The sequence below is a fragment of the Caproiciproducens puteiluti genome, from assembly GCF_052442865.1.
GTDB lineage: Bacteria > Bacillota > Clostridia > Oscillospirales > Acutalibacteraceae > Caproiciproducens.
Map to the genome: position 1 here is coordinate 2,298,500 of NZ_CP194790.1, position 15,080 is coordinate 2,313,579.

The 15,080-nt window shown below is 56.1% G+C and carries 14 protein-coding genes; all 14 read right to left on the bottom strand.

From position 1 onward, the window contains the following. Nucleotides 1–8 precede the first annotated feature (8 nt). A complete protein-coding gene (locus ACRQU7_RS11265; RefSeq protein WP_038324602.1) occupies nucleotides 9–314 on the bottom strand; it encodes a YhbY family RNA-binding protein in 306 nt (101 codons plus the stop codon). Continuing rightward, nucleotides 311–895, bottom strand: a complete 585-nt coding sequence (rdgB, locus tag ACRQU7_RS11270) for an RdgB/HAM1 family non-canonical purine NTP pyrophosphatase (protein ID WP_444640918.1) — start codon at nucleotides 893–895, stop codon at nucleotides 311–313. The genes ACRQU7_RS11265 and rdgB overlap by 4 nt, the downstream gene beginning before the upstream one ends. Then, nucleotides 892–1,812, bottom strand: coding sequence for a signal recognition particle-docking protein FtsY (ftsY, locus tag ACRQU7_RS11275; RefSeq protein ID WP_444640920.1), 921 nt, complete (start codon nucleotides 1,810–1,812; stop codon nucleotides 892–894). Before ftsY ends, rdgB begins: the two co-directional genes overlap by 4 nt. A 16-nt stretch (nucleotides 1,813–1,828) precedes the next feature. Next, entirely contained in the window at nucleotides 1,829–5,407 is a 3,579-nt protein-coding gene (gene smc, locus ACRQU7_RS11280) for a chromosome segregation protein SMC (protein ID WP_444640922.1), read from the bottom strand. Nucleotides 5,408–5,420: 13 nt separating this feature from the next. Further along, entirely contained in the window at nucleotides 5,421–6,419 is a 999-nt protein-coding gene (locus tag ACRQU7_RS11285; protein WP_444640924.1) for an elongator complex protein 3, read from the bottom strand. Further along, entirely contained in the window at nucleotides 6,416–7,090 is a 675-nt protein-coding gene (gene rnc, locus ACRQU7_RS11290) for a ribonuclease III (protein ID WP_038324627.1), read from the bottom strand. The genes ACRQU7_RS11285 and rnc overlap by 4 nt, the downstream gene beginning before the upstream one ends. A 31-nt stretch (nucleotides 7,091–7,121) precedes the next feature. Further along, nucleotides 7,122–8,156 (bottom strand): phosphate acyltransferase PlsX, encoded by a 1,035-nt coding sequence (plsX, locus tag ACRQU7_RS11295; RefSeq protein ID WP_141825374.1) that lies wholly within the window; start codon nucleotides 8,154–8,156, stop codon nucleotides 7,122–7,124. Between the two features lie 24 nt (nucleotides 8,157–8,180). Beyond that, nucleotides 8,181–9,497, bottom strand: a complete 1,317-nt coding sequence (trmFO, locus tag ACRQU7_RS11300; protein ID WP_444640927.1) for a methylenetetrahydrofolate--tRNA-(uracil(54)-C(5))-methyltransferase (FADH(2)-oxidizing) TrmFO — start codon at nucleotides 9,495–9,497, stop codon at nucleotides 8,181–8,183. Further along, nucleotides 9,494–11,575: a type I DNA topoisomerase gene (topA, locus tag ACRQU7_RS11305; protein ID WP_038324611.1), complete on the bottom strand. Its 2,082-nt coding sequence runs from the start codon at nucleotides 11,573–11,575 to the stop codon at nucleotides 9,494–9,496. Before topA ends, trmFO begins: the two co-directional genes overlap by 4 nt. A gap of 138 nt (nucleotides 11,576–11,713) precedes the next feature. Further along, nucleotides 11,714–12,868, bottom strand: coding sequence for a DNA-processing protein DprA (dprA, locus tag ACRQU7_RS11310; RefSeq protein ID WP_444640929.1), 1,155 nt, complete (start codon nucleotides 12,866–12,868; stop codon nucleotides 11,714–11,716). A 2-nt stretch (nucleotides 12,869–12,870) separates the two neighbouring features. Beyond that, nucleotides 12,871–13,680: a TrmH family RNA methyltransferase gene (locus ACRQU7_RS11315; protein ID WP_038324614.1), complete on the bottom strand. Its 810-nt coding sequence runs from the start codon at nucleotides 13,678–13,680 to the stop codon at nucleotides 12,871–12,873. A gap of 57 nt (nucleotides 13,681–13,737) precedes the next feature. After that, complete coding sequence (gene rplT, locus ACRQU7_RS11320) at nucleotides 13,738–14,091, bottom strand: 50S ribosomal protein L20 (protein ID WP_038324616.1); 354 nt, start codon at nucleotides 14,089–14,091, stop codon at nucleotides 13,738–13,740. 47 nt (nucleotides 14,092–14,138) lie between these two features. Next, nucleotides 14,139–14,336 carry a 50S ribosomal protein L35 gene (gene rpmI / locus ACRQU7_RS11325; protein ID WP_038324618.1) on the bottom strand — a complete coding sequence of 66 codons (198 nt, stop codon included), beginning with the start codon at nucleotides 14,334–14,336 and terminating at the stop codon, nucleotides 14,139–14,141. A gap of 22 nt (nucleotides 14,337–14,358) precedes the next feature. Next, a complete protein-coding gene (gene infC / locus ACRQU7_RS11330) occupies nucleotides 14,359–14,898 on the bottom strand; it encodes a translation initiation factor IF-3 (RefSeq protein WP_038324629.1) in 540 nt (179 codons plus the stop codon). Nucleotides 14,899–15,080 lie beyond the last annotated feature (182 nt).

The window sequence follows — 15,080 nt, forward strand, 5'->3', positions numbered from 1 at the left end:
ATATCATATTACTTTTTTGCCGCTTTGGGAAGAGTGATTTTCGGTTCTTTTTCGTTTCTGCGGTACAGTACAAACTTGGAACCGATGACCTGTACGACTTCCGAACCCGTCTCGGCGGCAATCCGTTCGGCGGTGTCCCTGACGGGGACGGGAGAGGTCTCCAATACTTTCCCTTTCAGGATTTCCCGCGCGGTCAGAGCGTCGTCCGCCTGTTTGACGACATCCGGGCCGACGCCGGATTTTCCCACCATTAAAATCGTATCAATATCGTTCGCGAGGGAGCGGAGAAATGCGCGCTGTTTACTGGTTATCATCCGTTCTTTTCCTTCCTGTTCCGTAATTTTTCTACGAAGGCCCTGAGCGCCCGGCCGCGGTGGCTGATTTCATCCTTTTCCTCTGCGGTCAGCTGGGCGAAGGATTTTCCGTTGACAAGAAAAACCGGGTCGTAACCGAAGCCGCCCTCCCCTTCGGGAGCGAACGCAATGGTTCCCGCGCATTCGCCCTGTGCGGTGATCCGGGTTCCGTCCGGGAAAACACAGCAGATGGCGCTGACGAATTTCGCCGTACGCTTTTCCTGCGGAACCTCCTTAATCGCGTCCAGCAGCTTATGGATCCGGTCAAGATCGGTTGCGTCTTCCCCTGCGTACCGGGCCGAATACACGCCCGGCGCTCCGCCCAGAGCGTCCACCATCAGGCCGGAATCGTCCGCAACGGCTGGCAGCCCCGTTTCCCGGCAGGCAGAATCCGCTTTGAGAAACGCGTTTTCCGCAAAGGTGGTGCCCGTTTCCTCTACCTCCGGCAGATCGGGCGCCGAAACGGAGATATGGAGCGGCATCAAAATGCGCTCAAGCTCCTGAAGCTTCTTTTGATTATGGGTAGCCATGACAAATTTCATTCCTGATTCTCCCTTGCAAATAAAGCCTCGGCAAATTCGTCGGCATCGAACGGCTGAAGGTCGTCGACCTTCTCCCCCACCCCGATGAATTTGACCGGGATTCCCAGATTTTCGCGGATAGCGAGCACTACGCCGCCGCGCGCGGTGCCGTCCAGCTTGGTCAGCACGATGCCGGTGATTCCGGCCGCGTTCTGGAATTCACGCGCCTGGTTCACGGCGTTCTGGCCGGTAGTGGCGTCGAGCACCAGCAGCACCTCTTTGTCCGCGTCCGGCAGTTCCCGGTCGATTACGCGGCCGATTTTGGAAAGCTCGTCCATCAGGTTCTTTTTATTGTGAAGCCGTCCGGCCGTGTCGCAGATCACCACGTCCGCTCCTCTGGCCTTGGCGGCGGCAACCGCGTCGTATACCACGGAGGCGGGGTCGCTGCCCTCCGGCTGCTTCACCAGCTCGGCGCCGGAGCGCTGCGCCCAGACCTCCAACTGCTCCACGGCGGCGGCACGGAAGGTATCCGCCGCGCCGAGAACGACCTTTTTCCCCTCGCCCTTTAACCGTGACGCAATTTTCCCGATGGTGGTCGTTTTGCCGACGCCGTTGACGCCGATGACCAGAATCACGGACGGTTTGGTGGAAATCTGCAGTTTTTCGCCGCCGCGGAGCATTTCCGCAACGGTTTCGCGCAGCATCCCGTAGATATCTTCAGGGTCGGTAACGCCCTTTTCCTTAACCTTTTTGCGGAGCGTATCGCAAATATGCTCCGCGGTGGGCACGCCGACGTCGCCCATGACGAGCAGTTCTTCCAGCTCCTCAAAAAGCTCCTCGTCGATGGAGGTAAAGGAGCGGAGCATGGACTCCACGGAGGAGCTCATTTTATCCCTTGTCTTTTTTAATCCCTCTTTTATCTTTGAGAATAAGCCCATTTGATTGTCTCCTTCATCAATGTTGTTCCTTCATGCCAAGCTTGGCCTCAATTTCGGACACATGCAGCTCCAGCAGCTTGGAAATGCCCTCGTCCTGCATGGTGACGCCGTAAAGCACATCCGATTCCTCCATGCTGCCGCGGCGGTGCGTGATCACAATAAACTGCGTGTTTTTATTCATGCGGCGCAGATACGCGGCAAACCGGTCGACGTTCACGTCGTCCAGCGCGGCTTCGATTTCGTCGAGCACACAGAACGGCGGCGGGTTGACCTTCATAATCGCAAAATACAGGGCGATCGCCACCAGCGCCTTTTCCCCGCCGGAGAGCGACTCCAGATGCGTGATGATTTTGCCCGGCGGCTGTACGGAGATATCGATGCCCGAATGTAAAATATCGTCCGGCGCGCTCAGCGCCAGCTCGGCGGTACCGCCCGCGAACAGTTCCCGGAACGTCTGCTTGAAATTTTCGTTGATCTGCCCGAAGCGTTCCACAAACAGGCCGCGCATCTGATGCGTCAGCTCGCCGATCAGCTTTTTGAGCTCGTCGCGGCTTTTTTCGACGTCTTCGATCTGGGCCTTCATAAACTCGTAGCGTTCGGAAACTTCCTTGTATTCCTCGACCGCGGCCACATTGACGGAGCCGAGCGCCTTGATCTTATTTTTCAGCTCGTTCAGGCGTTTCTGCGCCTGCGCCGGATTTTCTATTTTCGCGCCCGTTTCTTCCGCTTCCCGGCGTGTCAGTTCGTATTCTTCCCATAAGCGGCTGATTATTTCATCATACTCTTTCTGAAGGTTGGCCTTGCGTTCCTCCAGACGGGCAAGCTCATGGCCTATTTTTTCTTTTTCCGCCGATTTTTCATGCTCCTTGGCGCGCATTTCCGCGGAGAGGCGTTCATATTCCATCCGTTTGGCGTTCAGCTCTTCGATTTGCACGCCGCATTTTTTCGTGGTTTCCCGAAGGGCGGCGGCCTGCTCTTTCAGTTCCTCCACACGGACGGTCAGCGCTGCGCTGGCGGTTTGAACAGCATTGATCTCTTTGTTCAGCGCTTCCGTACGGCCCTCGTGGTCCTGCTTTCTGCGTTCAATGTCCTCGATCCCCGCCCGCAGAGACTCGATGTCCTTCTGCGCCGAGAGACAGGCCATGCGGATTTCCTGCAGCTGCGCGGCCAGTTCGTCGCTGGCCTGGTTCAGCTCGGTTCGGCTGCCGCTGATCTGACTGAGCTCCGCCTGCAAAGCGGCCTGCTTTTCCGAAATCTCCTTTGAGCGGGCCTGCGCGGCCTGCTGTGCTTCTCTTTGAAGGCTGAGCCTTGCGCCGGCCGTTTTGTTTTCCTCGTTCAAAGCGTCACAGTCGCGGGAGGCGGTGGCCAGATCGGCAAGCGCGCGCCTGTGCTCGGAATCGATTTTCACGCGCTCCTCCTGTGCGGAGGAAAGCTCCGCCTTGGCTGCGGCAAGCTCCGCTTCACAGGAAGAAACCTCTTCCGAAGCGGTTTTCAGCGCCGCGGCGGCGGCTTCCGCTTTCTTCTGGAGCTCGGCGGCTTGTGCCCGGATGCGCTCAATTTCCGACGCGCGGCTGAGCAGTCCGGAGTTTCTGGCGAGAGAACCGCCCGTGAGCGAACCGCCCGCGTTGACGACCTGCCCGTCCAGCGTAACAATACGGAACCGGTAGTTGTAGCGCTTGGCGATCGCGACGGCGCTGTCCAGGTCCTCCGCCACGGCAATGCGCCCCAAAAGAGAATTCAGTATCCCGTTATATTTCTCATCACAGCTGCACAGGCGGCCCGCGACGCCGACGAAGCCGGGGCAGTCGTCAAGGCCGTTTTCCTGCAGAACATTTCCCCGTATCGTGGTAAGGGGAAGAAAGGTCGCCCGGCCGGAATCGCGCTGTTTGAGCAACCGGATCGCGTTTTTGGCGTCCTGTTCATTGCCGACGACAATGTTCTGCATGGCCGCGCCCAATGCCGTTTCAATGGCGACGGCGTATTGGGAAGGCACTTTGATCAGTCGGGAAACGGGCCCATGGATTCCGCTGACGGTCCCCCGCCCGGCTTCCTTCATCACAATTTTGACACTGTGGGAGAAGCCTTCCAGATTGCGCTCCAACTCTTCCAGAAGGTGTGCTTTGCGCGCGTGCTCCTGTGCGTCCAGACGGAGCGTTTCACTCTGCTGCTTGACTGTTTCCATCCGCTGGCGGCGCGTGTTCAGCCGCAGCTCGTAGCCCTTCGCCGTGTTGGTCAGCGCGCCGATCCGTTCGTCGGTATCGGAAAGCATTTGCGCGTAATCGCCGGACTCTTTCCGGAGCTGCTCCATCTGCGCGTTTTTGGAGCGGACGGTCTGGGCAATATCGGTAAGCCGAAGCTGTATTTCGGTGATGGAGGAAACCGCCGTCATCTCCGCGACCTTTGCTTCCGTCGCCTGATTGGCGCATTCCGCAATTTCCCGCGTGTATCCGTCGATTTTCCCAGTGGTTTCGCTCATGCTCCGGCGGAGTTCTTCCAATTGTTCGGTATAGGTTTGAGTCAGTTGATTTTTCTCGTTTATGTACTCTGTTTTCTGCTGAATCTGAGCCTTTTTCTGGTCGATTTCCTTTTCCATATCCTGACTGGAAACGGCGCTCTGCTCGATTTCCTTTCGGATACGCCCGATATTTTCCTCGTTGTGCTGAATATCGTTTTGCAGGACCGACGCTTCGCCGTCTTTTTTGACGGCGTTTTCCTCCTGCCTTGCCGCCTCCTGGCGGATTTCATCCACCTTTGCGGTACAGGCGCCGGCTTCCCTGAAATTCTGCTCGATCTTTTCGTCTATTTCCTGAAGCTCCCGCTCCACCGTTTCATGCTGGTCACGGGCAATCAGAATTTTATCGTCGTGCTCGCGCAGGACCCGGCCCGATTTTTCCAGCGTATTGAGCCAGAGCCCGATTTCCAGCGTACGCTTTTCAGCGGCATAGGCAAGGTACTGCTGCGCCTTTTCGGATTGCTCCTTTAACGGGCCGACCCTGTCCTGCAGCTCTGTCAGAATATCCCTCAGGCGGAGGAGGTTGTCCTCGGCCTGATTCAGCCTGCGCTCGGATTCCTCCTTGCGGTAACGGAAGCGGGAAATTCCCGCGGCCTCTTCAAAAATTTCGCGGCGGTCCTCCGAACGGGCGGCCACGATACTGTCGATCTTGCCCTGTCCGATAATGGAGTATCCGTCGCGGCCAAGGCCGGTGTCCATAAAAAGCTCGTTGATATCCTTCAGCCGCACCGCGGCCTTATTGATCAAATATTCGCTGTCCCCGGAGCGGTAATACCGGCGGGTGACCGCCACGTTGTCGGCGTCAAACGGAAGCTGGCGAAGGGCATTGTCAATGTTCAGGGTCACCTCGGCAAACCCCTGTGCCTTGCGCACGGGAGTACCGCTGAAAATAACGTCCTCCATTTTCGTGCAGCGGAGCACCCGGGTGGACTGTTCGCCCAGAACCCAGCGGACAGCGTCGCTGATATTGCTTTTTCCGCTTCCGTTCGGGCCCACGACCGCCGTGATGCCATGGTCAAAGCTGAGAGTTGTCTTATCAGGAAATGTCTTGAACCCCTGAATTTCCAGTGACTTCAACAGCATATTCTCACCTCAATTATTCTATCGTAAAGCAATTTTCCTCCACGCCCGAGTCCTGTACGATTTTTGCACAGTAACCCAGCTGCGCAAGAGCGGCCAAATTGCACTTTTTCTGCCCCGCAGCCTTTGATGCCGTTTTCGGGTTCACCTTAATCATAATACTGTCTTTTAACTGCGGATTTTGCCGTAAGTACGCGGAAATTCGGCGAAGCAGGCGCGCGCTTTCGCAAAGCTCCCGGAAAGCCGGATGCCACGGGCCGGCAAGCATGTCCCGCTCCAGCTCCGGCGAGCTGTGCAGTCCCAGACGGATGACCCTGATGCCCTGATCCTCGAAGAAATCCAGCAGTCCGGCGCAGAGCTGCACGGTTTCTTCCAGATTCAGCGTTTGGTACTCTCCGCTGAGATATCGGTCGCCCAGTTCCGTCCCCCGCATAATGACGGTCGGATAAATCCGCATGTTTTCCGGGTGGAGCGCGGCCAGCTTTTTCGCGGTCAGCACGCTGCCTTCGGCGGTATCGCCGTAAAGCCCGGTCATCATCTGCAGCCCAAGCGTAAAGCCGTGGGATTTTATCAGTTCCGACGCCGCCGCGACCTGCTCCGCGGTATGTCCCCGCCGGTTCAGCCGAAGGACACGGTCGTCCATGCTCTGCGCCCCAAGCTCAATCGAGGTAACGCCGTATTTTTTCAGCAGCTTCAAAATCTCTTCGTCAATACAGTCCGGCCTTGTGGAAATGCGGATTCCCGCAAAGGTGCCGTCTTTTACAAAAGGCTTCGCCGCTTCCAGAAGGGAAACCATATAGCCCGGCTCAATCGCGGTAAAGCTGCCGCCGAAAAAGGCAATCTCGGCATTTTTCGTATTCCCTCTCAGGCTGTTTTTCGCGATCTCGGCCGCGTTCTGCACCTCCAGCGGAGAAGGCTGCGCCAGCCGGCCGGTAATGGCGCGCTGGTTGCAGAAGCTGCACTGGTGCGGGCAGCCGTTGTGGGGCACGAAAATCGCTACGTTGGCGTGTTTCAATAACCCATCAGCTCCATTGCTTCACGGGCAGCCTGCTGCTCGGCCTCTTTTTTGCTGCGCCCGCCGCCCTTGCCGATCACGTTGCTGTTCAAGTGGACCTCCACGGTAAAATGCTTGTCGTGGTCGGGTCCGCTTTCGCCCGTCAGCACATATTCCAGATGTTCCTCCGGATTCTGCTGGATGATCTCCTGCAGGGCGGTCTTATAATCCTTGAAGGCTTTCGGCCTTGCCGTCTGCAGCAGGGGCAGGACAAAGCGAAGGATAAATTTGCGGGCCTCCTCCATGCCGCCGTCCAGATAGATCGCGGCAATAATGGACTCGAACGCGTCGGCCAGGATGGAGGAACGCGTGCGGCCTCCTGAATTCTGTTCCCCATGGCTTAACAGCAGGAACTTCCCGACCTCCAGCTGGGTGGAAAATCCGCAGCAGGCCTTTTCACAGACAAGCGCGGCCCGCTTTTTCGTAAGATCGCCTTCCGGCAGATCGGGGAATTGCTTAAACAGATAATCCGCCACCACCAGCCCCAGGATCGAGTCCCCGAGGAACTCCAGCCGCTCGTTGCTGCCGCCCGGCACCCGTGTTTCGTTGGCATAGGACGAATGGGTCAGCGCCGTTTTCAGATACTGCTTATTTTTAAAATGATACTCCAGTTTGTCTTCCAGTTCTTTCATAAACTCACGCTCCGTTAAAACGAATCTCACCTTATTCCGCTGCGTCTTCATCGCCGGATTCTTTTGCGGTATTCTTTTTATAGTTCTCGATCGAGTTTGCGATTTCGTCGACAACGCCGCCGGAAACATAGGATTTCAGCAGGCGGAGCGCGTTATAGAAGGTTTTTGCCTTTGCGCTGCCGTGCGCCTTGAACACCGGTTTGGCGCAGCCCATCAGCGGAGCGCCGCCGTATTCGTTGTAATCCATTGTCTTTCGGAGCGTTTTGATATCCTTTAAAACAATCGCCGCCGCAAGCTTATTCAGAGAATTTTTTGTGAAGATCTCCTTTAGCTTACCCATCAGCAGGATCGCTACACCCTCGTATGTTTTTAAAATCGAATTTCCGGTAAAGCCGTCCGCAACAATCACGTCGCCGGCATCCAGCGGGATATCGCGCGCTTCAACATTGCCGACAAAGTTCAGACCGGAACTTTTCAGCATGGCAAACGCTTCGTGCTGAAGGTCGCCGCCCTTATGGTCCTCCGTGCCGATGTTGGCAAGAGCGACCCGCGGGTGATCGATATTCATGACCTTCTGCATGTAAACGGAGCCCATCACGCCGAACTGGCGGAGCATGTCCGCCTTGCAGTCCACGTTCGCGCCGGAGTCGATCAACATAAAGCAGCCTTCCCTTTTCGGCATGACCGGCGCAAAGGCGACGCGCTTGATTCCCTTGATCCTTTTGACGATCAGGGTCGCGCCGACTACCAATGCTCCGCTGTTGCCCGCGGAAATACAGGCGTCGCCTTCCCCCGCGGCCAGACGGCGCAGGGCTTCCGCCATCGAGGAATTGGATTTCGATTTCATGATTTCCCCGGCGTGCTCTTCCATAGTAATCACATCCGGCACGTCGATAATCTGCATGCGGTTCAGGGAAATCTCATTCTCCTTCGCCACCCGGCGGATTTCCTCCTCCCGCCCGGTCAGCAGAATATCGACGTCCAGCTCCGCGACGGCCTGTGCGCAGCCTTTCAGAATTTCGAGGGGGGCGTTGTCGCCTCCGAATGCATCAACGATTATTTTCATTTGAAACACCTCTGTTTTTGACATTCATTCCAGTTGATTTTCCGCCATGATCTTTTTCAATTCCTGCAGGGAACGGGCTGAAAAGGCGGCGTATCGCTCCCTTTTGTCGCGGATATGCGGCTCGAGCGGCGGGATCACGCCGAAGTTGGCCCCCATGGGCTGAAAATCGGTTTCACTGCCGTACGCCGCATAGCGGCTCAGCGCGCCGATCATGGTCGTGTCCGGCAGAACCAGCGTATCCTGCCCGTTCAGGCGGCGCACGGCGTTGATTCCCGCCATGATGCCGGAGGAAGCGGATTCCATGTATCCCTCCACGCCGGTAATCTGACCGGCGAAAAAGAGGCCGGGCCGTTCGCGCAGGCTGTAGTCGGCGGAAAGCACCCTGGGCGAATTCAGGAAGGTATTGCGGTGCATGACGCCGTAACGGAAATATTCAGCGTTTTCAAGGCCCGGGATCATCCCGAACACGCGCTTCTGTTCCCCGAACTTCAGATTGGTCTGAAAGCCCACCAGATTGTACAGCGTTCCCTGACTGTCCTCCCGCCTCAGCTGTACGACCGCCCACGGGCGGTGGCCCGTATGCGGATCGCGCAGGCCGACCGGCTTGAGCGGGCCGAAGCGCAGGGTTTCCGCCCCGCGCTGCGCCATTACCTCCACCGGCATACAGCCCTCGTACACCTTCGGGTCCGCGACGTCGAAATCGTGTACGGGCGCGCGCTCGGCAGAAACCAGAGCGCCGTAAAAGCGCTCGTACTCCTCTTTGTCCATCGGACAGTTCAGGTATGCGTCGTCCCCTCCCTTATCATACCGGGACGCGGCAAAGATTCTGTCCCTGTTCAGGCTTTCCGCGGACACGATCGGCGCGGCGGCGTCAAAGAAACTGAGGCTTCCGCCGCAGAGAGCGGCGATTTCCGCGGCAAGCGCGTCCGCGGTAAGGGGGCCTGTCGCGATCACGGCGATTCCGTCCCGCGGTATTTCGGTGATTTCCTCACGGTGGATATGAATCAACGGGTGAGCGGATATTTTTTGCGTGACGGCCTGTGAGAACCGATCCCGGTCAACCGCGAGCGCACCGCCCGCCGGTACCCGGCAGCCGTCCGCGCACTGCATCAGCAGGGAATGAAGCCGCCTCATTTCCTCTTTCAAAAGTCCGGCGGCGCTTTCCACGCGCTCCGCTTTCAGGGAGTTGGAACAGATCAGCTCGGCAAAATCCGGGCTGTGGTGCGCCGGGGAATACCGGGACGGCTTCATTTCGTAAAGCTCGACCTCGGTTCCCGTCCGGGCGATCTGCCACGCGGCCTCACAGCCGGCCAGACCCGCGCCGATGACCCTGATACTCATTCTTCCTCCGTTTTCTCGTAGCCGCAGTCGGGCGTAATGCAGTAGTATTTCGGATGCTTCCCCTTCTTTTTCAGCAGGGTCTTGCCGCAGCGCGGGCATTTTTCCGTACTCGGTTCGTCCCAGGAGATGAAGTCGCACTTGGGGTACTCGGAGCATCCGTAAAAAATCCGGCCCTTTTTGGATTTTTTCACAATGACCTTGCCGCCGCACTTGGGGCATTCCGCTCCGGTTTCCTGTACCAGCTTCTTGATATTCTTGCACTCGGGATATCCCGGGCAGGCGATAAATTTACCGTAGCGGCCGGTCTTAATGACCATTCTGCGGCCGCATTTTTCGCAGATAATATCGGTTTCGTCCTCTTTGAGCTGTATCTTTACGCCCTGCATATCCTCTTTGGCCTGCTTGAGCGTCTTGTCGAAATCCCCGTAAAAATCATGGAGCGTCTGAATCCAGTCGGTCTTTCCGCTCTGGACGCTGTCCAGATCGTTTTCCACCTGCGCGGTAAATTTGATATTGACGATTTTCGGGAACTTCTCCCGCATCAGCTTGGTCGCGACCTCTCCCAGCTCCGTCGGTTTCAGGGCTTTGGCCTCGCGCGCCACATATTCGCGGCCCGTGATCGTCGATATGGTCGCGGCATAGGTGGACGGACGTCCGATTCCGTTTTCCTCCAGCGCCTTGATGAGGGAAGCCTCCGTATAGCGCGGGGGCGGCTGTGTAAAATGCTGGTTGCCCGCGATTTCTTTCAGCTTGAGCAGCATATCCTTTTCCAGCACCGGCAGAGAGCCTTCCCGTTCCGCTTCCTCATCCCTGCCCTCTTCGTAGAGTACGGTAAAGCCGTCAAAGGTGACGGTGTAGCCGGAGGCCTTGAAAATATAGTCCTTTGCCTGAATATCGGCCTGCGTGGTACTCTGCAGGCAGTTGGCCATCTGGCAGGCGATGAAACGTTCCCAGATCAGCTTATACAGCTTATACTGGTCGCTCGTCAGGCTGTCCTTCACCTTGTCCGGAGAAAGCCCCGGCATGGACGGACGGATGGCCTCGTGGCCGTCCTGCGCGCCGGCTTTTGTTTTAAAATGGCGCGGCGTGTCGGGCAGATATTTTTTGCCCCAGCGCTCCAGAATATAGTCGCCCGCATCCTTGATCGCGTCTTCGGAAATACGGAGCGAATCCGTTCTCATGTAAGTAATCAGACCGACGGCGCCCATTTCGTTGATTTCAATACCTTCATACAGCTCCTGCGCGGCCTTCATGGTACGGCGGGCCTGAAAGCCCAGCCTGCGGGAAGCCTCCTGCTGAAGGGTGGAGGTAATAAACGGCGGCGCGGGCGATTTTTTGCGCGTGCCTTTTTTCAGCTTGACAATGCGGTATTCCGCGTTCTCCAGCTCCGCAAGGATCTTGTCGGTCTGTTCCTTATCTGAAATTTTGATTTTTCCATTGATGTCGCCGTAAAAGGTTGCGCCGAAGACCCGGCGGGCACCGTGCGGGACGAATTTTGCGTCGATCGTCCAGTACTCTTCGGGTACGAAAGCGCGGATTTCCTCCTCGCGGTCCACGATAATGCGCACCGCGACGGACTGAACGCGCCCGGCGGAAAGGCCCCTGCGGATTTTCTGCGACAGGAACGGGCTCAGCTTATAGCCCACAAGGCGGTCCAGGATACGGCGGGCCTGCTGTGCGTTGACAAGGTCGATATCGATACTGCGGGGGTTCTCCATTCCTTTGGTAACGCCCGTTTTCGTAATTTCATTAAAGGTGATACGGTTGTCCTTTTCGGTATCAAGACCGAGGATGTACGCCAGATGCCAGGATATCGCCTCTCCTTCGCGGTCGGGGTCGGTCGCGAGCAGGACGCCTTCGCTTTTTTCCGCTTTGTCCTTCAGCTCCTGAACCAGCTTCTCCTTTCCCTTGATAATTTCATACTTCGGTTTAAAATCGTTTTTTACGTCAACGCTCAAACGGTTTTCCGATAAATCGCGTACATGTCCCATGGACGCGATCACGTCGTAACCCGAGCCTAAAAATTTCTTAATTGTCTTGGCCTTGGCCGGTGATTCAACGATCACTAGCTTTGACATGAAAACCACCTCATCTGTCCTGTTTTTATTTTCTTTTTGTTTGCTGGAATTTGGAATTTATTCAATATTATAACGTTTTACCATAAAATATTAAACATTTTTAAAATTTGCCGAGTATTCGGCAATTTTTAACAATATTTAGACCGGCAGGCTGTAGCGGCGCCCGGAATGGGAACGAATCTTTTCGGCAAGCTCCAGTTCCGTCACTGCGGTCAGAAGCCGCGGGGCGGAAATGCCCGTCAGACGCTCCAGTTCGGAAAGATGCTTCGGCGAGTCCGCCAGGCTGGAATACAAAAGCACGGCGTCCTCTGAAAATTCTTTTTCATCCAACGGTACCGCCTCCGGGCGTACCGGCTTCGGTTCCGGAGAAAAAATCACATTCGTTTCCTCATCCCTGAAATCGATCTGGCCGGGGAAACGGTAAAGGTACTCTTCCAGAATCTCGCCCGCGTTGGACACGGGCTTCGCCCCGCTTTTAATCAGCCCGTTCACCCCCTGGGAAACAGGGCTGTAAATCCCGGCGGGCACGGCGAAAACGTCCCTTCCCTGTTCCAGCGCGTACTGCGCGGTAATCAGCGAGCCGCTTTTTCCGGCGGCCTCCACCACAAGGGTTCCCAGCGTCAGGCCGGAAATAATACGGTTGCGGATCGGAAAATTGGAATTGACAGCCTGCGTGTTCGGGGGATACTCCGAAATGACCGCGCCGGAAAGCGCGATGGCCTCGCGCAGAGACGCGTTTCCCATCAGGTAATTATAATCGATGCCACAGCCAAGGACGCAGACGGTTTTCCCGCCGGCCTGCAAAGCACCCTTGTGGGCCGCCGTATCGATGCCCAGCGCACCGCCGCTGACAACGACCGCTCCCTGTTTGGCAAGCTCAAAAGCGAAGCTGCGCGCGGTCGCGACGCCGGTCGCGGTCGCTTTGCGGGTGCCCACAACGGCGATGCTGGGAACCGCGGAGAAGTCCGGCAGGGTCCCCTTGACATACAGCGCGCAGGGCGTGTTATGAATCTCACCGAGCGGTTCGGGGTAACCGGCGCATCCGGGCGTAAGAACCTGCTGCCCGATTTTCTCACAGTACTCCAGCAGGGCTTCGGCGTCCCGAACGGAGTACGAGGAAAGCTTTCCCAGCTCGCTCTGCGTAAAGTAACCCTCGAGCAGCCAGCTTTCCATACCCGCGGCATAAAAGTCGTTCAGAGAACGGTAACCCGAAAGAATGCGGTTCTGCTTGGAGCTACCCGCGCCGAGCGCGTGCTGCAGCCACACCCAGTATGCCCTTTGGTCAACAGACATTCTTAAACGCCTCCCGATTTTTCGCGCATCATTTCCCACATCAGAATCGCGGCGGAAGCCGACGCGTTGAGAGATTCCGCTCTGCCCAGCATGGGGATGGTCACCGACCCCGAACAGGCGGCGATCGCCGCGGCAGTAAGTCCGTTTCCTTCATTGCCCACGAAAAGCACCGTCGGCTTTCGGAAACCGACCTCCGTCACCTTCTGAGCGGAGGAGTCCGGAACCGCGGCGAGGGTAACGAACCCGCGGCTGTTCAGAAAACCGATAGCGGAAGCAAGCTCGGCCCGCACATAGAACGGAAGGCGGAAAACCGCGCCCATACTGGCGCGCAGTACCTTCGGCGAATAGACGTCGCAGCAGCTGCCGCCCAAAAGGACGCCGCCGACTCCCAGCGCCTCCGCCGTACGGAGCACTGCGCCCAGGTTGGCCGGGTCCTGGATATTCTCAAGCCCCAGGTAATGCAGCCCCGGCTCCATTGCCTCCAGTTCCTCCGTCCCGGCGCGCATTCTGCAGACGCAAAAAACGCCCTGCGGGGACTTTGTGTCCGACAAAAGCGCCGCGACATGTGGCTCCACCAGATAGGTTTCTTCCGCCGCCGGTTGAATTTCACTGAGATAGTCCGCGTATTTTTCGCCCGCCTGCGCCGTGTAAAACAGAGTCCTGATGCCGACCCCGCTCTGCGCCGCGTCGCGGCAGAGCCGCGCGCCCTCAACCAGAAAAAGGCCCTGTTCCCTGCGGAACCCGGCGGCAGAGGAAAGGCGTGCGGCGTGCTTGATGATTTCATTTTGACGGCTTGTAATCAGATCCGGCATGTTTTCTCTCCATATAAAATTTGCGCCCGGTTTTTTTCCGGGCGCAATTACAGCTTTTTAAAGCGCTGCCTTTGCTTTTTCAATCAAGCTCTTAAATGCGGCTTCGTCGGCAACAGCGATTTCTGCAAGCATTTTACGGTTCAGCGTAATCCCCGCTTTTTTCAGCCCGTTCATAAACACGGAATAACTGACGTCGTTCGCGCGGCATGCGGCGGAAATACGGGTAATCCACAGGCGGCGGAAATCTCTCTTTCTTGCTTTACGTCCGATAAATGCGTAGTTACCGGATTTCATGACGGCCTGTTTGGCCATTTTAAAATGTCTGCTCTTGGAACCCCAGTAGCCCTTCGCAAGTTTCAAAGTCTTTTTTCTTCTCTTGCGTGTCATCAACGCACCTTTTACACGTGCCATTCTATTACCTCCATTGAAATGGTTATTTTAATCAACAGGACTAACTCTTATTTGTAAGGAATTAATCTCTTTACCTGGGCCACATTTGTCTTGTCGGCAATCGTGGTCTTTCTGAGGCCTCTCTTGCGCTTGGTGGTCTTTTTGTTCAGGATATGGGATTTATTGGCATGACCGCGGATTACTTTTCCGTTCTTGGAAAGCTTGAAGCGCTTTTTTGCGCCGGTATGTGTCTTAATTTTAGGCATGGTATTGTCCTCCTTATGATGATTACTTAGCGGGTTTGGATGCAAGGAACATGAGCATATTACGTCCCTCTAACTTTGCCGGTTTTTCCACATTGGCGATTTCGCTGAGTGCCTCAGCAAAATTCCGCATAATGCTGTAACCCTGCTCCGGATGTCCCATTTCCCGTCCGCGGAAGCGGATGGAAGCCTTGACCTTGTCGCCATCCTTTAAGAAGCGGGTTGCGTGACCGACTTTTGTGTTAAAGTCGTGAGTGTCAATGTTTAAAGACAAACGGATTTCCTTGATGTCGACAATGCGCTGATTTTTCTTTGCTTCCTTGTCGCGCTTTGCCTGCTCAAATCTGAATTTGCCGTAATCAATGATCTTACACACCGGGGGCGTTGCCTGCGGCGCGATTTTGACAAGATCAAGATTCTGTTCAAACGCTTTTTCCAAAGCCTGGGCCGAACTCATAATGCCAAGCTGAGAACCGTCCGAACCGACGACACGCACTTCCCTGTCACGAATCTCCTCATTAATCTGCAGTTCCTTGTTGCTAATTGTTAAGCACCTCCAAAACACGTTATCAGTTTCAATAAAAAGCGCGGGCAGAATATCCGCCCGCACAACAATACACAAAACAACAGCTTTCAAAAGCCGTTTTCCGTATTGACCCATGGCGGACGAAACCCCACAGGTGTGGGCACAAGATGCCCCGCTTTGTTTTACTGAATTATTTTACCAGTGATTTTTTCATTTGTCAA